This window comes from Pannonibacter carbonis, from assembly GCF_003012935.1.
In the GTDB taxonomy this organism is placed as follows: domain Bacteria; phylum Pseudomonadota; class Alphaproteobacteria; order Rhizobiales; family Stappiaceae; genus Pannonibacter; species Pannonibacter carbonis.
Genome location: NZ_PUDR01000013.1, coordinates 114,740 through 131,978, shown reverse-complemented (window position 1 = coordinate 131,978; position 17,239 = coordinate 114,740). Strand labels below are relative to the sequence as shown.

Genomic DNA, 17,239 nt, shown 5'->3' with positions numbered 1-17,239 from the left:
TGGTTGTGCATCACCCATTTTAATCTACTATTATATTGAATATGCTATATATTAATACTTTTTGAGAGTAGGTGGGGACGTCGTTCGGGGTATGTAGGTCGTGCTCTAGTATGATCATCACGCTTGATCCTCTACCTGCACGTCGGTTCGAGCCAAAACACGGCAGTTCACTTTGTTCTTTTCGTCCCAGGCATCGAGCTCGCTCTCAGGATAGAGTACCGCTTTGCCAATCTTGACGAACGATGGACCAATCTTCATGGATCTCCAGTTCCGCAGGGTTCCGGGCGAAACTGTTCCGCGATAGCGCTGAGAAACCTCCTCGGGTGTAAGAAATCTGTTGTCTGCCATGATGGTCTCCTCGCGTTGGGTACCACGCGGTGACTGGGTGACTAGATGCGGCAGCGTTCTTCAGTCACGGTCAGCGAGCGTCTAGGCTGTTCGTTCATTTGCGGTCACGGATGAACATGCGCCCTCTTAAAAAGCGGAGAAAGCAGAAAACTACTATCGTAGGGTTGCCGGTTAGTCCCGGCTAAACATCGGTGGGTTTGCTGATCGGCGTCGATCTATGATTTGTCAGAGGAGGATGCTCTGAAACGAGCTTCCCATCTGGCCCCCAGTGTCGTGACAATCAATACATGCAGAAAGTGACGCCCGATAATTGACGCATCGCGTGAGTCCGCTTAAATTTGTTTGTGATCGCTTACTAACCAAAGAGGCGCCCCGTGCGCAAGTCAGCAAAACTCCGCAAGGCCGAGATCGTGGCCACCGTGCTCGATCTGACCGACCGGATCGGGCCGGACCGGGTGACGACAGGCGCCGTCGCGTCGCAGATCGGCGTCACGCAGGCGGCGCTGTTTCGGCATTTTCCGACCAAGGCGGCGCTGTGGCAGGCCGTGGCCGAGCATGTCGCCGAGCGGATGACAACGGCCTGGGACGAAGCTCTCAACCTCGGCAACGCGCCGGTTATCCGGTTGCGCGCACTGATTGCCGCGCAATTCGCGCAGATCGCTGCGACCCCCGCCCTGCCGATGCTGCTGTTCTCACGTGAACTGAACGTCACCAATGCGGAACTGCGCGCCACGTTTCACGGCAGGCTCACGGCCTTTCGTGGCCTGCTTGCGCGGGAGGTCGGCGCCGGGCAGCAGGCGGGCGTGCTTTGGGACGACGTCGCCGCAAACGATGTGGCGGTGCTGCTGACCGCACTCGTGCAGGGGGTGGCAATCCGCTGGGCGCTCGGCGCGCGCGATTTCAACCTTCGCGAGGAGGGATTGCGGCTGTTCGACGTGCAATGCCGGCTTCTGGCTGTGCGAGGAGAATAGACGATGCGGCGCATCTCGTTGTTGGGCGTGGTGCTGGCGGCCGCCGTTGGGGTCGGCTTCCTGTTCTTCACGGAGCGCCCGCTGACGGTGACGGTCGTTCAGCCCGTACACGATGTGACCCTTCGCATCTACGGGCTCGGCACCGTCGAGGCGCGCATCCTCAGCCGTGTCGGCTTCGAGGTGGGCGCCGCGCTGACCCGGCTTTCCGCCGATGCTGGGGACAGCGTGACTAAAGGGCAAGAGCTTGCCGTACTTCATTCCACAGAGCAGGAAGCGCGCGTGGCGCGCGCCCGCGCGGCGGTGGCGGCGAACGAGGCCAATCTTGCCAAGGCCGGCGCGGCGGTGGTGCGCGCCCGCGCCGTGCTGGCCGAGCGCGAGGCGGCGAACCGGCGCCAGCAAGGGTTGGTGCAGCGGGATGTCGCCTCGGCGCAGCGCGCGGAGGAAACGCAGCGCGACGAGGACGTGGCCCGCGCCGATCTGGCGGTGGCCGAGGCGGATGTCGCAGTGATCCAGGCGCAAGGCGCGGATGCGGCGGCGGCCCTGCGGCAGGAGGAAGCCTTGCTCGCCCACCACCGGCTGGTCGCGCCCTTTGATGCACAGGTCGTGACCCGCCATGCCGAGGCGGGCACGGTGGTGAAGGCCGGCGATCCGATCTTCACCCTGATCGACCCGGCCACCATCTGGATCCAGGCTTATGTCGACGAGGAGCGCGCCGGCCAGCTTGCCATAGGCCAGCCGGGCACGATCCGGCTACGGTCCCAGCCTTCGGCCGAGTTCCACGGTTCCATCGCCCGCATCGGCATCGAAAGCGACCGGGTGAACGAGGAGCGCCGCGTCTGGCTGACCTGCTCCGACTGCCCCGCCGAGATGTTCCTCGGCGAACAGGCCGAGGTGCGCATCACCACCGGCAACAGGGACAGCGCGCTGATGGTTCCCGAAGTCGCCATCACCGGCTTCGACGGCCATCGCGGCATGGTCTGGACGGTGCAGGACGGCCGCCTTGCGCGGGTGGGGCTGACCTTCGGCGCCCGCGATGACCGCGGCCGGGTCGAGGTCACCGGCGGCCTGCCCGAAGGTGCCACCATCGTCGCCGGCCCGCCCAAAGGCGCGGCCGAGGGCCGGCGCGCCCGTACCAGCGAGGCGCCATGAACCTCGCGCTCAAGGACATCCGCCATGGCCTGTTCCGGTTCGTGCTGACCTGTTTCGGGCTGGGGCTGCTGATGACGGTCGTGCTGGCGATGATCGGTATCTATAACGGCCTCGTCTCGGACGCGCTGGCGGTGGTAAAGGCACCTGCCGCAGATGTCTGGGTGGTGGAGGCCGGCACCAAGGGACCGTTCGCGGAAGCCTCCAGCATCCCCGCCGACACGCGCGACGCGGTGGCGCGGATGCCCGGCGTGGCCGAGGCCGGCGCGGTCAACTATCAGAACCTCGAAGCGCCTCATGCCGGGCGCACGCTGCGACTCTATGTCGTCGGCTACGAGCCGGGCCGCCCCGGCGGGCCGCAGGCGATCGCCGAGGGGCGCGGCATCGGCGCCGGTCATTTCGAACTGGTGGCCGACCGCAAGACCGGCCTGCTGCCCGGCGAGACGATCCGGCTCGGGCGCAACCGCTTTACCGTGGTCGGGCTGGTCGAAGGGGCGATGAACTCGGGCGGGGATCCGGCGGTCTATGTGACGCTGGCCGACGCGATGGCGCTTCAGACTGAACTCGACCCCGCCGCCCAGCGGGTGCAGGCCGCGCGCGGGGCTGTCTCCGTCAAGTCCGCATCGGTCGCCGCCATAATTGCCCGCATGGCACCGGGCGCCGATGTCGATCTGCTGACCGCGACCGTGCGCCAATGGAAGCACCTCGCCGCCATGACCCAGGCCGAACAGGAGGAACTGCTGCTGGCCTCGGTCGTCGACAAGGCGCGCCGCCAGATCGGGCTGTTCCTCGGCATTCTGCTGTCCGTCAGCGCCGTGGTGATCGCCCTCATCATCTACACCATGACCATGGAAAAGCTGAAGCAGATCGCCACGCTGAAGCTGATCGGCGCGCCCGACCGCACCATCATCGGGCTGATCGTGCAGCAGGCGATGATCCTTGGCGCTTCGGGCTGGGGGATCGGGCTGCTGCTGATCCTGACGGTCAAGGACTATTTCCCCCGCCGCGTCGTGCTGGAGCCGTTCAACGCCATGGTCCTAGCCGGGATCATCGCCGCCGTCTGCCTCTTGTCCTCGGCGCTTGGCGTGCGGGCGGCGATGAAGGTCGATCCGGCCACCGCGCTGGGGGGCTGAGATGGCGCTTGGCGACACCCTGATCGAAGTCACAGGCGTGGCCAAGCATTTCGGCGAGGGCGAAACCCGCGTCGATGCCCTGCGCGCGGTCGATCTGACGGTGCGCGCCGGCGAGGTGATCGCCCTGCTGGGGCCATCGGGGTCGGGCAAGACGACGCTGCTCAACGTCATCGGCTGCATCCTTGCCCCCTCGGCGGGCCGCGTGGTGCTGGATGGCGAGCCGGTGTTCGACGGCAAATGGCTGCGGCGTGATCTGCGCCGGCTGCGGCTGGACAAGATCGGCTTCATCTTCCAGTCGCATAACCTGCTGCCCTTCCTGACCGCGCAGGAAAACGTCTCGGTGGTGCTGGACCTTGCCGGCTGGCCCCCTGACGAAGGCCGGGCACGGGCGCGTGAATTGCTGGATTATCTGGAGGTCGGCCATCGCGCGATGGTCAAGCCCGCGCTGCTGTCGGGGGGCGAGGCGCAGCGCGTGGCGATTGCCCGCGCGCTGGCCAACCGCCCCCGCATCATCCTTGCCGACGAGCCCACTGCCGCGCTGGACGGCGCGCGCGCCGGGCTGGTGATGGACCTCATGCGCCGACTGGCCGTCGAGCAGGAGGCCTGCATCGTCACCGTCACCCATGACGAAAAGATCTTCGACCGCTTCGACCGCCTGATCCACCTGCGCGACGGCCATCTGGTCAGCGCGTGACGGGCTTGCGGGGAGGCAGACATGACCACAAGACCCTGCACCCCGATCCTGCAACTTCACCCGTCCTTGAAAAGGCACAACCAAGATGCAACCGACATCCTATTCCAGACCCCAGATCATCCTGCATTGGGTCATTGCAACCCTCGTCTTTTTCCAGATCTTCATGCATGACGGCATCGTCGGGGCATGGGACGGGCGGATGGACGGCACGCTGCCGAACCAGCCGACGATCAATCCCCATGCCGTTGCCGGCGCGCTGATCCTGGTTCTCGTCCTGTGGCGGCTGGTGCTGCGCCGTCGGCGCGGCGTTCCGGGCCTGCCGGAAGGCGAGCACCCGGCCCTGAAGGCTCTGGCAACGGGCACGCATGCGGCCCTCAACCTCCTGCTGATCCTGATGGTGCTTTCCGGCGCGGCCGCCTGGATGACCGGCATCGAGGCAATCGGCGATGCCCATTCCATCGCGCGGTTGGTCCTGGTTCCGCTGGTCATCCTGCATATCCTCGCGGCGCTTTACCATCATTTCTGGCTCAAGACCGATGTGCTGCGGCGCATGCTTGGCCGGCCCTGAGGCGCGGTCCGTTCCGCGTATCGCACCCCATGACCCATGGCGGGCCGGGTCACACCCACCCGGCCGATCCCCAAACCCCGGAGGAAGACATGACGACAAGATCGCGCACCCTGACCATTACCGCCGCCGTGGCGACGGTCTTTGGCCTCCTGACCATCGTTTCGGGCGGCAGGGCGCTGTTCGGCGGCGTCGATATGGGTGCAGCGGTGCCCTTCGTTCTGTGGTTCAACTTCCTTGCCGGGTTCGCCTATGTTCTGGCTGGAATCGGCCTGTGGCGCGGCGCGGGCTGGGCACCGATGCTGTCGCTGGGCATCGCGCTGGCGACAGTGGCGGTCTTTACCGCCTTTCTGTGGCATGTGGTCTCGGGGGGCGCATGGGAGGCGCGCACCATGGGCGCGATGATCCTGCGCAGCAGCATCTGGATCACGATTGCCGCACTTGCCTTTCGCGGCCGCCGCCCCCACTGATCAAGGCATAAACCCAAGCCAGCCAGCGACTGCGGCCCCATGCCGCAGTCGTGCCAGCCAGGACCCTGACATGACCAAATCCTCTTCCATCGACCTGTCCATGGCCCTTTCGCTGGCCACCGTGCTGGGCCTCGCAATGGCGGCTGCCGGGCGGTGGCTGCCGGGCGAGGCATGGGCACCCATCGAGCTTCCGGGTCTGGTGCTTGCCTATCTGGCTGGTGGCCTGCCGACCGGCTGGCGCGCGCTTTCGACCCTGTGGCGCGAGCGGGTGCTGGACATCGACCTGCTGATGATCGCCGCCGCCATTGCCGCCGCAATCGTCGGTGCCCCGTTCGAGGGCGCGGTGCTGCTGACGCTGTTCAGCATCTCGACCACGCTGGAGGAGCGCGCGCTTGGCCGGGCGCGCCGCGCCATCGAGGCGCTGATGGCGCTGCGCCCCGAGACCGCCTTGCGCAAGACCGCCAACGGCACCGTCGAGGAGGTGCCCGCCGAGGTGCTGGCCGTCGGCGATGTGGTGGTGCTGCGCCCCGGTGCGCGGGTGCCCAGCGATGGCGTGGTCGTCACCGGGCGCGGTGGCATCGACGAGGCCAATATCACCGGCGAATCCATGCCCGTGTCGAAAGAGGCCGGCGCGCAAGTGTTCGAGGCCACGATCAATCTGGATGGCGTGCTGGATGTCGAGGTCACGCGTAGCGTCAGCGACAGCACCATCGCCCGCATGATCCGGCTGGTGACCGAGGCGCAGGCCGCCCGCGCCCCGTCCGAGCGGTTCAGCGAATGGTTCGGGCAACGCTACACGGTCGCCGTCATGGCGGGCGCGATGCTCGCCTTCGCCGCCTTCTATTTCCTGGGACACGACTGGGAACAGGCGCTTTACCGGGCTGCGACATTGCTGGTCGCGGCCAGCCCCTGCGCCATCGTCATCTCGGTTCCCGCCGCCATCCTGTCAGCGCTGTCGGCGGCGGCGCGGGGCGGTGTTCTGTTCAAGGGCGGCGGCGCGCTGGAGACGCTGGCCGAGGTCGATATCTTCGCCTTCGACAAGACCGGCACCCTGACCACCGGCCGCGCTGCGGTGACGCGGCTGGTCGCGCTGGACGGCGATCAGGCCGGCTTCCTGTCGCTGCTTTCCGGGCTGGAGGCGCATTCCGAACACCACATCGCCGCCGCCATCCACCGCGAGGCCCTGGCCCGCGACTTGCAGCCGGTCGCGGTGACGGATGTGAACGCAAGGCCCGGCATCGGCATCGAAGGCCGCGATGCCTCTGGCCCGGTCTGGGCCGGCAACCCCTATCTTGCGCAGGCGATGGGCGCCCCGCTGGATCACCCCGCCCTGCAATCCTTGGCCGAAGGCGCGGACACCGTGGTATATCTGGGCCGTGGCGCGCAGGTGCTGGGCGCGGTCACCGTCGCCGATGCGCCGCGCGGCAGTTCGGCCCCGGCGCTGGCGGCTTTACGCAAGGGGGGCGTGCGCCGCATCGTGATGATGACCGGCGACCGCCGCCCGGTCGCACTGCGCATCGGCACGCAGCTTGGCCTTGCCCCCGACGAGATCCACGCCGAAATGCTGCCCGAGGACAAGGTTCGCGCGGTCGGTGCGCTGACCGACAGCGGCAAGGTCGCCTTTGTCGGCGACGGGGTGAACGACGCCGCGGCGCTGGCCCGCGCCGATATCGGCATCGCCATGGGCGCGGCGGGGTCCGAGGTGGCGCTTCAGGCCGCCGATGTGGCGCTGCTCTCCGAGGATATGGAGCGGCTGGCCGATGCGCAGCGCCTGTCGCGCCGAACCTCAAGGGTGATCCGGCAGAACCTGACCTTTGCCATCGGCGCCATGGTGGTTCTGGTCATCGGCGGGCTGTTCTTCGACCTGCCCTTGCCGCTGGTGGTGATCGGCCATGAAGGCGGCACGGTGCTGGTGGTGCTGAACGGGCTGCGGCTGCTGTCGGACCCGATCCGCCGGCCCAAGGCACCGGCGGGCGGACAGGCATTGCCGGGCGCGGCGCTGCCGGCCTGACCGGCGGGGCATTAGTCCCGAAAGGCGCGCAGATGGGGGAAATCGCCCCTTTGCAGATACGCCTCCTCCTCGGGCGTCGAGTTGCGGCCAAGGGTGGCGTTGCGATGCGGGTGGCGGCCAAAGCTGGCGATGACGCGGCGCACCTTGCCGGCCTGATCGACCAGCGAGGCATAGAGCGGGCGCAAGGCCGACGGCACGCGGGCGGCAATGTCGCGCCGCAGGGCAATCAGCCGGTCGATCCGGGCCAGATGGTCCGGCCCCTCGGCATGGCCCAGAGGCTGGGTGAAGGCGATCTGGAACCACGGCAGGCCAAGTGCCGCCCAGTCTCCGTTTTCCAGCCCCGCCAGCGCCTGCGCCAGTGCTGCCGGGTCTTGCGCATATGCAAGCGCGCTGCCCCGCCACAGCGAGCGCGGGAACTGGTCCAGCACCACGATCAGCGCCAGCCTGCCCCCGGGCGTTGCCGCCCAATGATCCAGCGCCCCCGCCGCGCCGCGTTCGGTCAGCGGGCCGAACCGCGCCGCAATCTCACCGTCCGCGCCGCCATGCATCCGCCAGCGCCACAGCTTGGCATGGCGGTCGGGGTCGATGTCCAGCGCGCGGCCCTCGGGGAACCAGAAATCCAGAACCTCGCGGATGTCCCGAACATCATTGCTATCGGTCATGTCATCCCCCATGAAAACGCCCCCGCGCCATGGACACGGGAGCGGAATTGTCGATGAGGCACAAGCGCCTAGGCGGTCGCGGGCACCGCTGCCTGCGCAGGCCGGCGTCCGCCGGGACCGCGCGGGACGCGCAGCAGGCGCATGGCGTTGGCGATCACCACCAGTACCGAAAGCTGATGGATCAGCATGCCCTCGGCCATATGCACATCGCCGTTGAACACGCCCGCCAGCAGCCCGGCCACAGTCAGCAGCGCGATGGCCAAGTTCTGGCGCATATTGCGCAGCGTCGCGCGGGAAATCGCCATGGCCTCGGGCAGTTTCTCCAGATCGTCGGCCATCAGCGCAATGTCGGCGGTCTCGATCGCCACGTCCGAGCCCACGGCCCCCATGGCGATGCTGGTGTCGGCGGCAGCCAGCGCCGGGGCGTCGTTGATGCCGTCGCCGATCATGGCGACATGGCGGCCCTCGGCCTGAAAGTGGCGGATCAACTCCAGCTTGTCCTCGGGCAGCAGCCCGGCATGAACCTCGTCGATGCCGATTTCGGCGGCGATGGCGTGGGCGGCCTGCGGCTGGTCGCCGGTCAGCATGGCGATGCGCCCCACCCCGATATCGCGCAGCCGGGCGATGGCGCTTTGGGCCGAAAGCCGGGGCTGGTCGGACAGCCCGAAGATGCCCGCGATGCGCCCGTCCAGCGCCACGATGATCGGCGTGCGCCCGCGGCCCAGAACCCCGGCCAGCGCGGCCTCGGCCTCGGCGTCGAAACCGATGCCCAGCCGGTCGAACAGCCGCCGGTTGCCGGCCGCGACCTGCCGCCCGTCGTGGTGGACCACCAGACCCATGCCAGCCACTTCCTCGACCGTCTCGGGCGCGGGAATCTCGCCCTCGGCACGGCCGGCCTCGATAATCGGGCGGCCCAGCGGGTGGTCCGAGCCGGATTCGGCGATCGCCGTCCAGTGCAGCAATTCGGCACGATCGATGCCGCCAAGAGGCACGATCTCGACCAGGCTGGGGCGGCCCTCGGTCAGGGTGCCGGTCTTGTCCAGCGCCAGCATGTCGATGCGGCCGGCGCTTTCCAGATGCTGCCCGCCCTTGATGAGGATGCCCGAGCGCGCCGCCCGCCCGATGCCGGCGACGATGGAGACCGGCGTCGAGATCACCAGGGCGCCCGGACAGGCCACCACCAGAAGGGTCAGCGCGAGGCGAATATCCTGCGTCACCGCCCAGGCACCCAGCGCCAGCACCATGATGCCGGGCGTATACCATTGGGCGAAACGCTCGATCATGCGCTGGCTGGGGGCGCGTTCCTCCTGCGCCTCTTCGACGCGGCGGATGATCCGGGCCAGCGTGGTATCGGCGCCGATGCCGGTGGCGCGGATGCGCAGCACGCCATTTTCCGCGATGGTGCCGGCATGGACGTGGGAGCCGGGGGCTTTCTCGGCCGGGATCGGCTCGCCGGTGATGGCGGCCTCGGACACGGCGGCGTTACCGTCGATCACCTCGCCATCGACGGGGATGCGGTTTCCGGCGCGCACGAGCACGACCTCATTCGGCTGGACGGCACTGGCGGCAATCTCGACCGGCTGGCCGTCGCGGATCACGGTGGCGACCTCGGGCGCGGCCTTCAGCAGATCGGCCAGCGCGCCACGGGTCTGGCGCAGGGTGCGGGCTTCAAGCCAGGCGCCGAAGCTGAACAGGAAAGTAACGGCGGCCGATTCCCAATATTCGCCGATGAACAGCGCGCCAATAGCCGCAACGGTCACCAGCAACTCGATCGAGAAATGGCGAATTCGCAGCGCGTGGAACGCCCGCCAGGCGATGTCAGAGCCGGCGATAAAGGCCGCCGCCAGCATAGATGCCGCCCAGAGCCCGCGCAGGCCGAACCCGTAAAGGGCGATCAGGCCCAGCACGATCAGGCTGCCGCTGATGATGGTCAGCCACTTCCTGCGGCTGGCCGACTGGTGAAGAATTGTCAGGATAGGGGTCAACATGCGGGGCCTCGTGATGTGAAGGCCCGGCCGCGCGGGCAGGCACGGCCGGGCTGGAAGGGATGGGTCAGAATGCGGCGGGGCGGGCCTCGTAGCCGGTGGATTTCACCACCGAGACAAGGGCCTCGACCGGGGCGGATGCGGGGTCATGCTCGACCTCGATGCGGCCGGTGTTGAAATGCACCTTGGCGGCGGTCACGCCGGGAGTTGCCGCCAGCGCCTTCTCGATCTTGGTGACGCAGGAGGGGCAGGAAAATTCGTCGCTGCGCAGGATGGTCTTGGTCATGGCTGGTTCCTTTCATGTCGCCGCCCGGTGGGGCGGTCATTGCTTGTGAACTCAAGATATGCTGTCCTTTCAGGATCAGGAGTGGCAATTTCGACAAGGGATCATTGCATGAATGCACAGGCGCAGGATTGGGACGATCTGCGGTTGTTTCTGGCCGTGGCGCGGGCGGGGTCGCTTTCAGGGGCGGCGCGCAGCCTTGGCGTTACCCATTCCACCGTCTTTCGCCGCATCGGCGCGTTCGAGGCGCGGTTGCGGGTGCGGCTGTTCGACCGGCTGCCCGGCGGCTATGCTCTGACCCAGGCGGGCAAGGAGATGCGCGATTCCGTCATCCGCATCGAGGAAGAAATCACCGCGCTGGGGCTGAAGGTTACCGGACAGGACCAGCGGCCCACTGGGACGATCCGCATCACCACGACCGACCTGCTGGCGGTGGGTGTGCTGCCCCGCCACGTCGCCGCCTTCCGCGCCGAATGGCCCGAGATCGAGATCGAGGTGGTGGTGGCGGATACGGTGCTGGACCTGACCCGGCGTGAGGCCGATGTCGCGTTGCGGCTGGGCAATCCGGGGCAGGAAACGCTGGTCGGGCGGCGTGTCGGGCGGCTTGCCTTCGCTGTCTATGGTGCGGCGGGCCTTCATGCGCGGGGGGCGGACGATCCGGCCGATGGCGACTGGATCGGCTACGGCTCGGCCCATGGTCCGCTCAGCCGCCGCCTGGCCCGCTGGTGGCCGGATGCGCGACAGGTTTACCGGACAAACTCGATCATCGCCGCCCATGCCGGTGCGAAGGCGGGGATCGGACTTGCCGCCTTGCCTTGCGTGATCGCCGATTGCGACCCCAGCCTGATCCGCGCCGCCGCGCTGCCCGAGGACTTCATGCTGGACCTGTGGTTGCTGATTCACGAGGATCTGCGCCAAACCGCGCGCATCCGCCTGTTTCTGGACTTCATGGCGACGGCCCTGGCGGCCGATGCCGACCTGCTGGAGGGGCGCTGCCCGTGCAAGACAAGGCCGGCGCAGGCGTGACGCCCGCGCCGGCCCATGCCTGCGCCCGTGGCGTCAGTCGATCATCTGCCAGCCGGGATGCTCGAAATGCTCGCCATAGGCGTTCAACGCCTGAACAATCGTCACCGCGCCAGTCTCGACCTCGCCGGCCTCCAATGCCGAGATGCCGGTCATCACCTCACCAAGGACGATATGGAACTGCTCGTCTACCTCGGGTTCCAGCACACAGTTCTCGACCATGAAATCGACCTGCTTCTGGACATCGGCAGCGACCCCATTCGCGGCATCGGCAGGCAGGGTGCCGTTGTGGATCGCGTCCAGGTTCGCGGCCATGGTTCCGTGAATCGCGGTCATGCCGGTGATCATGTTCTGATCGCCCTGCCATTTGGCGCCATCGTTCAGCGTGATCTCGATAGCCCCCGAGCCATGGCTGTCATGATCATGGGATTGCGCGGCGACAATGCCAGCTGACCCCAGCGCGAGGGCGAGAGCGACAGCAACGGTGGTGAAAGATTTTACAGTCCGCATAGTGATCTCCTGTATCTGCCAAGTGGTTCTGGCCGCGGCGGGCATCGACAGACGCCGCCGGGCTTGGGATAGACATAGGCTGTCCGTTTTCGCACGAGAATTGACGAAACCTGCAAAGACCCATTGCACGAATGGACAGACCTCAGGCACGAACCAGACCCTCGCGGCCTGCCGACGATACCATGGGGTCTGCTGCCGGACGGTGCTAAATCCTACGCTAAGCCGATAAAACGCGCCTTCCGTGGTCCCTGAGGTTTCCGTTGGCATCGACGTAGCGATAGAGGGTCACCGGTTTGACGCCCAGCTCGGCCGCGAGGGCGGCGACTGAGGTGTCCCTGTTTGACATGGCCGCTTGGGCCAGGCGGACCTGAGCCTTGGTCAGTGCGAACTTTCGCCCGCCTTTTCGACCGCGCGCCCGGGCGGCTGCGAGACCTGCCATGGTGCGTTCCCGGATCAGGTCGCGCTCGAACTCCGCCAGGGTCGCGAAGATGCCGAAGATCATGCGACCGGCCGAGGTGGTGGTGTCGATTTCAGCGCCTTGACCAGTCAGCACGCGCAAGCCGATGCCGCGATCCGACAGGTCGCGCACGGTGTTGACCAAGTGGGTCAGCGTGCGCCCGAGCCTGTCCAGCTTCCAGACCACGAGAACATCCCCTTCCCGCAATGACCGCAGGCAGGCCTCCAGTCCTGGGCGATCATCGCGTGCGCCGGATGCCTGATCTTCGTAAATGCGTTCCGCGGGCACTCCTGCGGCGATCAGGGCGTCGCGCTGGAGATCCAGAGACTGCGACCCGTCAGCCTTGGAGATGCGTGCGTAGCCGATCAACATGTTTCACAAACGTTCGTTTGAGGTGCTTTCGTGCGGCCGGTGCTTTTCGGCATCAACCCTGTTCCTTATCCCATATCTTAAACAGAATATCACAAACTATTCGCGGAAAGAAAAAGATATATGGCACATCGCACAGTTCTGACCGACCGGCAGCGCGCAGCATTGTTCGATCTGCCGACCGTTGAGGCCGAGATGCTGCATCATTACACGCTGTCGGACGATGACCTGGAAATCATCCGCGCCCGACGCCGTCCACACAACCGTTTCGGCTTTGCTCTGCAACTGTGCGCCTTGCGATATCCCGGTCGTCTGCTGACACCCGGTGAAGTCATTCCCTTGGCAGTTACGCGCTTTCTGGCCGCGCAGGTTGGCCTGAAGCCTGATGATCTGGCCGGTTACGCGACCCGTGAAGAGACCCGCCATGAACATCTGGCGACGCTCAGAGAGCAGTATGGCTACAGGATGTTTTCTGGGAGAGGGGCGCGCGACCTGAAGGGCTGGCTGCAGGATGCGGCCGAGGGTGCCCGTTCCAATGACGATCTGGCACGGCGCTTTGTCGAGCAGTGCCGGGCGACCCGAACCATACTGCCTGGCGTCACGATCATCGAGCGCCTATGCGCGGACGCGCTTGTGGCTGCGGAGCGGCGGATCGAGTCCCGGATCGCGGAGCGGCTGGACGATGCCATGAGGACCCGCCTCGATGCCTTGCTGACGGAAGACGCTGGCGGATCGGTCACGCGGTTTGTCTGGCTGCGTCAATTCGAGGCCGGGCAGAACTCGGCCGACATGAACCGTCTTCTGGATCGGCTGGAATTCCTGCAACGCCTTGGGCTGACCGAGACGGTTCTGGCTGGGGTGCCGCCGCACCGGATTGCCCGACTTCGCAGGCAGGGAGAGCGATACTTCGCGGGCGATTTGCGAGACATCTCCGGTGATCGCCGTCTCGCCATCCTTGCCGTCTGCGTACTGGAATGGCGCAGCGCCCTTGCCGACGCCATTGTGGAGACCCATGACCGGATCGTCGGCAAGACCTGGCGCGAGGCGAAGTCCCGACGTGACGCTCGTGCGGAAGATGCCAAGGCAGCGCTAAAGGACACCTTGCAGTCCTTCGCCACCCTCGGTTCGGCGCTGCTGGAAGCCCATGAAGATCGCGCATCGCTCGAGGAGGCTGTCGACAATGCCGGTGGCTGGTTATCCCTCAAGGGGCTGGTCGCGACAGCGGCCCAGTTGACAGACACCTTGGCCGCCGACCCTCTGGCGCATGTCGGACATGGGTATCATCGCTTCCGCCGCTACGCACCGCGCATGCTGCGGACGCTCGACATTCGCGCCGCGCCCGTGGCGGAACCGCTGCTGGCGGCGAGCACAATCATCGCGGGCACGGAGACGACGGAGATCCTGCCGCTGACGTTTCTGCGCCGGGGGTCGAAGTGGTTGCGGCACCTGAACGCGGATGGCGGCGATGCAGGCCGTCTGTGGGAAGTCGCGGTTCTGTTCCATCTGCGGGAATCCTTCCGCTCGGGCGATGTGTGGCTCGCCCATTCACGGCGGTTTGGCGACCTGAAGGAGGCGCTTGTTCCGGCATAGGTTGCCCGCGCCACGCCGAAGCTAGCCATGCCGTTTGAGCCCGATATCTGGCTCGCCGACCGCAAGGCACGAATGTCCGACGCCCTGCGTCGCTTGGCGCGGGCTGCAAAGGCCGGGGCCATTCCGGGCGGGTCGATCGAAGATGGTGTGCTGAAGATCGACCGCCTGACCGCCGCTGTTCCCGAAGAAGCCGAAGCCATGGTCCTCGACCTCTACAAGCGCCTGCCGGAAATCAGGGTCACGGATCTCTTGCTGGAAGTGGATGACGAGGTCGGGTTCACCGAAGCCTTCACGCATCTGCATACGGGTGTGCCTTGCAAGGACAGGATCGGCCTCTTGAACGTGCTGCTTGCCGAGGGACTGAACCTCGGCCTCAGCAAGATGGCAGGGGCTACCAACACCCATGACTACTTCCAGCTCTCCCGCCTGTCGCGATGGCATGTCGAAGGCGAGGCCATGTCGCGCGCACTGGCAAAGGTGATCGAGGCGCAGTCCGCGCTGCCGATGGCACGGTTCTGGGGTGCCGGACAAACGGCATCGAGTGATGGGCAATTCTTCCCGACGACACGACAAGGCGAGGCGATGAACCTCATCAACGCCAAATACGGCCAAGAGCCCGGGCTGAAGGCCTACACCCATGTGTCCGACCAGTTCGGCCCCTTCGCCACCCAGACCATCCCGGCCACGGTGAACGAAGCTCCCTACATTCTGGATGGCTTGCTGATGACGGGCGCGGGCCAGAATATCCGCGAGCAGTATGCCGACACGGGCGGCTTCACCGACCATGTCTTCGCGGTAACAGCCCTCTTGGGCTTCCAGTTCATCCCCCGCATCAGGGACCTGCCATTGAAGCGCCTCTATCTCTTCGACCCGGCAGCCTGCCCCAAAGAGCTGAAGGGGCTGATCGGCGGCAAGATCAAGGAACCCCTCGTCACGGCAAACTGGCCCGACATCCTGCGCAGCGCTGCCACCATGGTCGCGGGCGTCATGCCCCCGAGCCAATTGTTGCGGAAGTTCGCTGCCTATCCCCGACAGCACGAGCTGGCCTTGGCCTTGCGCGAAATCGGACGTGTCGAGCGCACGCTCTTTATCATCGACTGGCTGCTCGATGCCGACATGCAGCGCCGCGCACAGATCGGGCTGAACAAAGGCGAGGCTCATCACGCTCTGAAAAACGCCCTACGCATCGGCCGCCAAGGGGAAATCCGCGACCGGTCCGCCGAAGGGCAGCACTTCCGCATGGCAGGCCTCAATCTGCTCGCCGCCATCATCATCTACTGGAACACCAAACATCTCGGGGAGGCAGTCACAAGCCGCCACCGCGCCGGTCTCGACTGTTCGCCCGGCCTTCTGGCTCACATCTCGCCCCTCGGATGGGCGCACATCTTACTCACAGGGGAGTACAGGTGGCCGAAAAGAGCTTAGCGTAGGATTTAGCACCGTCCGGCAGCAGACCCCCATTTGTTCGATGCAGTCATCCAGCGGTCGAGATGATCCCTGAATCTCAGATCATCCCGCCTCATGTGAAACGTGAACAGGCGATTGACGATGTCCCGCATCAAGTCCGCCATCTGCGCATCATCGATATGCGACACCGTGCGCCACGGGATGGTCTGACCTGTGGCGTCGATCACGTTCACGTCCGAATAATCGCCGGTCAGCGTCACCGGCTGCACCCCGGCGTGCAAATCCTCCAGCCGCGTGTTGCGGATGCAGATCATGGCCATGATCTTCGCGAGATCGGCGGCAATGCGTTCTTCGTCTTCGACCTTCATGCTCAAATCCTCTCGCAGCACCTCGCTTCGCCGCGAAGGGCTGCGAGAGCGTCAGATCACTCGTTGAGATAGGCGACCCAATTCTGTCGCGCATGCACGATGCGCAACACCTGCAGCCACTCCTCCTCGATGCGGTAGATGATCAGATGCGATCCCGAGCGGTAAAGGCGCACGGGCGGGCGGATTTCAGTGCGTTCGCGCGCGATCCCCGGGTGCTGGACCAGCAGGTCCATGTCCACGGCGAGCCCGCGGATATAGGTTTCTGCCTGACCAACTGACCAGGTACGCGCGGTATAATCCCAGATCGCGTCCAGATCATTCAGCGCAGCAGGTGATAGGCGATATTCAACGACCGTCGGTTCTGGCATTCTGATCCCGCTTGCGGGCAAGAAATGCCTCAACATCCAGACGTCCTGCCGGACCGCTTGCGAGACCCTCATCGACAAGCTGCTGCAACTCGACGATGGCCTGCTGGCGATCCTGGTCCCGGCGGATCAGATCGCGCACATAATCGCTGGCGTTGCTGTAGCGCCCATCTTGTGTCTGGGCCTCGACCCAGGCCTTCATCGGGTCCGGCAAAGAAACATTCATCGTGGCCATGGTCGCGATCTCCTTTGCAAGGACGATGACATAAATTGGCAAAGATTGTCAAACTGTGCCGATGTCCTGCTACACGGCTTGCCGTGCGCATGCCACGAACCCGGCGGGTTTCCCCGCCGGGCCTGAGGGGGAGGCCCCGTTCTTTTCAGAACGGGATCTCGTCGTCGCGGTCGACCAGCTCGGGGTTTTCGGTCTCGGCCGACTTCGGGCGGCTCAGGAAGTCGACCTTTTCGGCGATGATCTCGCAGCCGTAGCGGTCGTTGCCCATGCTGTCGATCCACTTGGTGTAGTGGATGCGGCCGTGGACGAGGACCTTCATGCCCTTTTCGCAGTGCTCTGCGACCGTCTTGCCGAGACCGTTGAAGCAGGTGATGCGGTGCCATTCCGTGTCCATGACCCGGTAGCCGTTCTCGTCGCGCAGGACGCGACCTTCCGAGATGCGGGGGCGGGAGGTGGCGAGGCTGAAGTTGGTGATCTTGGTGCCGCCCTGGGTGGTGCGGACTTCGGGGGTCTGACCGATGTTGCCGGCGAGGATAACGATGTTCTGCATGGTAAGCTTCCTTCTGTGTCCTGTCTTCGGGACCGTCCCTTCGACAAGACCCGGAAAAAGCCCGTCGGGTGACGCGTGCACGGTGGACGGAACGGAC

At 65.7% G+C, this 17,239-nt stretch carries 18 protein-coding genes and 1 pseudogene; 9 read left to right on the top strand and 10 right to left on the bottom strand.

What is annotated here, in order from left to right; genetic code table 11:
• Nucleotides 1-117: 117 nt before the first annotated feature.
• Nucleotides 118-348 carry a helix-turn-helix transcriptional regulator gene (locus C8348_RS17620; protein WP_038145517.1) on the bottom strand — a complete coding sequence of 77 codons (231 nt, stop codon included), beginning with the start codon at nt 346-348 and terminating at the stop codon, nt 118-120.
• A gap of 374 nt (nt 349-722) precedes the next feature.
• Here C8348_RS17620 and C8348_RS17615 point away from each other — a divergent pair, with 374 nt between their 5' ends.
• The 7 genes from C8348_RS17615 (at nt 723) to C8348_RS17585 (ending at nt 7,338) form a co-directional block, all read left to right on the top strand.
• The gene (locus C8348_RS17615; RefSeq protein ID WP_051855734.1) at nt 723-1,319 is read left to right on the top strand and encodes a TetR/AcrR family transcriptional regulator; all 597 of its coding nucleotides are present in this window, start codon (nt 723-725) and stop codon (nt 1,317-1,319) included.
• 27 nt (nt 1,320-1,346) lie between these two features.
• A complete protein-coding gene (locus C8348_RS17610; RefSeq protein ID WP_238321305.1) occupies nt 1,347-2,468 on the top strand; it encodes an efflux RND transporter periplasmic adaptor subunit in 1,122 nt (373 codons plus the stop codon).
• On the top strand, nt 2,465-3,598 hold the full coding sequence (locus C8348_RS17605) for an ABC transporter permease (RefSeq protein ID WP_038145513.1): 1,134 nt from the start codon (nt 2,465-2,467) through the stop codon (nt 3,596-3,598). The genes C8348_RS17610 and C8348_RS17605 overlap by 4 nt, the downstream gene beginning before the upstream one ends.
• Before the next feature lies 1 nt (nt 3,599).
• On the top strand, nt 3,600-4,292 hold the full coding sequence (locus tag C8348_RS17600; RefSeq protein ID WP_038145510.1) for an ABC transporter ATP-binding protein: 693 nt from the start codon (nt 3,600-3,602) through the stop codon (nt 4,290-4,292).
• 85 nt (nt 4,293-4,377) lie between these two features.
• Entirely contained in the window at nt 4,378-4,860 is a 483-nt protein-coding gene (locus C8348_RS17595; protein ID WP_038145508.1) for a cytochrome b, read from the top strand.
• An 89-nt stretch (nt 4,861-4,949) separates the two neighbouring features.
• On the top strand, nt 4,950-5,327 hold the full coding sequence (locus tag C8348_RS17590; protein WP_106754618.1) for a hypothetical protein: 378 nt from the start codon (nt 4,950-4,952) through the stop codon (nt 5,325-5,327).
• A 70-nt stretch (nt 5,328-5,397) separates the two neighbouring features.
• Nucleotides 5,398-7,338: a heavy metal translocating P-type ATPase gene (locus C8348_RS17585; protein ID WP_038145504.1), complete on the top strand. Its 1,941-nt coding sequence runs from the start codon at nt 5,398-5,400 to the stop codon at nt 7,336-7,338.
• Between the two features lie 11 nt (nt 7,339-7,349).
• Here the strand turns inward: C8348_RS17585 and C8348_RS17580 are convergent, their stop codons facing one another.
• From C8348_RS17580 to C8348_RS17570, 3 genes are all read right to left on the bottom strand, one after another.
• On the bottom strand, nt 7,350-8,000 hold the full coding sequence (locus tag C8348_RS17580; RefSeq protein WP_208983806.1) for a DUF924 family protein: 651 nt from the start codon (nt 7,998-8,000) through the stop codon (nt 7,350-7,352).
• Between the two features lie 68 nt (nt 8,001-8,068).
• Entirely contained in the window at nt 8,069-9,988 is a 1,920-nt protein-coding gene (locus tag C8348_RS17575; protein ID WP_038145501.1) for a heavy metal translocating P-type ATPase, read from the bottom strand.
• Nucleotides 9,989-10,052: 64 nt separating this feature from the next.
• Complete coding sequence (locus C8348_RS17570; RefSeq protein WP_028714023.1) at nt 10,053-10,271, bottom strand: heavy-metal-associated domain-containing protein; 219 nt, start codon at nt 10,269-10,271, stop codon at nt 10,053-10,055.
• Nucleotides 10,272-10,379: 108 nt separating this feature from the next.
• On the opposite strand from C8348_RS17570, the gene C8348_RS17565 reads away from it, so the two are divergent.
• Nucleotides 10,380-11,294 (top strand): LysR family transcriptional regulator, encoded by a 915-nt coding sequence (locus C8348_RS17565; RefSeq protein ID WP_038145497.1) that lies wholly within the window; start codon nt 10,380-10,382, stop codon nt 11,292-11,294.
• Between the two features lie 33 nt (nt 11,295-11,327).
• Here the strand turns inward: C8348_RS17565 and C8348_RS17560 are convergent, their stop codons facing one another.
• Nucleotides 11,328-11,801: a hypothetical protein gene (locus C8348_RS17560; RefSeq protein WP_038145495.1), complete on the bottom strand. Its 474-nt coding sequence runs from the start codon at nt 11,799-11,801 to the stop codon at nt 11,328-11,330.
• A gap of 217 nt (nt 11,802-12,018) precedes the next feature.
• On the bottom strand, nt 12,019-12,630 hold the full coding sequence (locus tag C8348_RS17555; protein WP_038148987.1) for a recombinase family protein: 612 nt from the start codon (nt 12,628-12,630) through the stop codon (nt 12,019-12,021).
• A gap of 120 nt (nt 12,631-12,750) precedes the next feature.
• Here C8348_RS17555 and C8348_RS17550 point away from each other — a divergent pair.
• Nucleotides 12,751-15,642 (top strand): annotated as a pseudogene (locus C8348_RS17550) (Tn3 family transposase).
• An 8-nt stretch (nt 15,643-15,650) separates the two neighbouring features.
• On the opposite strand, the gene C8348_RS17545 reads toward C8348_RS17550, so the two are convergent.
• The 4 genes from C8348_RS17545 to C8348_RS17530 all read right to left on the bottom strand — a co-directional run bounded on the left by C8348_RS17545 (nt 15,651) and on the right by C8348_RS17530 (nt 17,142).
• Nucleotides 15,651-15,992, bottom strand: coding sequence for a hypothetical protein (locus C8348_RS17545; protein WP_038148796.1), 342 nt, complete (start codon nt 15,990-15,992; stop codon nt 15,651-15,653).
• Between the two features lie 56 nt (nt 15,993-16,048).
• The gene (locus tag C8348_RS17540) at nt 16,049-16,360 is read right to left on the bottom strand and encodes a type II toxin-antitoxin system RelE/ParE family toxin (protein ID WP_038148799.1); all 312 of its coding nucleotides are present in this window, start codon (nt 16,358-16,360) and stop codon (nt 16,049-16,051) included.
• Nucleotides 16,338-16,592 (bottom strand): type II toxin-antitoxin system ParD family antitoxin, encoded by a 255-nt coding sequence (locus C8348_RS17535; RefSeq protein WP_038148800.1) that lies wholly within the window; start codon nt 16,590-16,592, stop codon nt 16,338-16,340. The genes C8348_RS17540 and C8348_RS17535 overlap by 23 nt, the downstream gene beginning before the upstream one ends.
• 145 nt (nt 16,593-16,737) lie before the next feature.
• Nucleotides 16,738-17,142 (bottom strand): single-stranded DNA-binding protein, encoded by a 405-nt coding sequence (locus C8348_RS17530; protein ID WP_038148802.1) that lies wholly within the window; start codon nt 17,140-17,142, stop codon nt 16,738-16,740.
• Nucleotides 17,143-17,239: the final 97 nt, after the last annotated feature.

What these genes read in the sequence shown, in the direction of transcription:
- C8348_RS17585 (WP_038145504.1), top strand. Translation starts at nt 5,398, where the DNA reads ATGACCAAATCCTCTTCCATCGACCTGTCCATGGCCCTTTCGCTGGCC.
- C8348_RS17575 (WP_038145501.1), bottom strand. Translation starts at nt 9,988, where the DNA reads ATGTTGACCCCTATCCTGACAATTCTTCACCAGTCGGCCAGCCGCAGG.
- C8348_RS17570 (WP_028714023.1), bottom strand. Translation starts at nt 10,271, where the DNA reads ATGACCAAGACCATCCTGCGCAGCGACGAATTTTCCTGCCCCTCCTGC.
- C8348_RS17595 (WP_038145508.1), top strand. Translation starts at nt 4,378, where the DNA reads ATGCAACCGACATCCTATTCCAGACCCCAGATCATCCTGCATTGGGTC.
- C8348_RS17555 (WP_038148987.1), bottom strand. Translation starts at nt 12,630, where the DNA reads ATGTTGATCGGCTACGCACGCATCTCCAAGGCTGACGGGTCGCAGTCT.
- C8348_RS17565 (WP_038145497.1), top strand. Translation starts at nt 10,380, where the DNA reads ATGAATGCACAGGCGCAGGATTGGGACGATCTGCGGTTGTTTCTGGCC.
- C8348_RS17620 (WP_038145517.1), bottom strand. Translation starts at nt 348, where the DNA reads ATGGCAGACAACAGATTTCTTACACCCGAGGAGGTTTCTCAGCGCTAT.
- C8348_RS17545 (WP_038148796.1), bottom strand. Translation starts at nt 15,992, where the DNA reads ATGAAGGTCGAAGACGAAGAACGCATTGCCGCCGATCTCGCGAAGATC.
- C8348_RS17560 (WP_038145495.1), bottom strand. Translation starts at nt 11,801, where the DNA reads ATGCGGACTGTAAAATCTTTCACCACCGTTGCTGTCGCTCTCGCCCTC.
- C8348_RS17600 (WP_038145510.1), top strand. Translation starts at nt 3,600, where the DNA reads ATGGCGCTTGGCGACACCCTGATCGAAGTCACAGGCGTGGCCAAGCAT.
- C8348_RS17590 (WP_106754618.1), top strand. Translation starts at nt 4,950, where the DNA reads ATGACGACAAGATCGCGCACCCTGACCATTACCGCCGCCGTGGCGACG.
- C8348_RS17540 (WP_038148799.1), bottom strand. Translation starts at nt 16,360, where the DNA reads ATGCCAGAACCGACGGTCGTTGAATATCGCCTATCACCTGCTGCGCTG.
- C8348_RS17535 (WP_038148800.1), bottom strand. Translation starts at nt 16,592, where the DNA reads ATGGCCACGATGAATGTTTCTTTGCCGGACCCGATGAAGGCCTGGGTC.
- C8348_RS17580 (WP_208983806.1), bottom strand. Translation starts at nt 8,000, where the DNA reads ATGACCGATAGCAATGATGTTCGGGACATCCGCGAGGTTCTGGATTTC.
- C8348_RS17530 (WP_038148802.1), bottom strand. Translation starts at nt 17,142, where the DNA reads ATGCAGAACATCGTTATCCTCGCCGGCAACATCGGTCAGACCCCCGAA.
- C8348_RS17605 (WP_038145513.1), top strand. Translation starts at nt 2,465, where the DNA reads ATGAACCTCGCGCTCAAGGACATCCGCCATGGCCTGTTCCGGTTCGTG.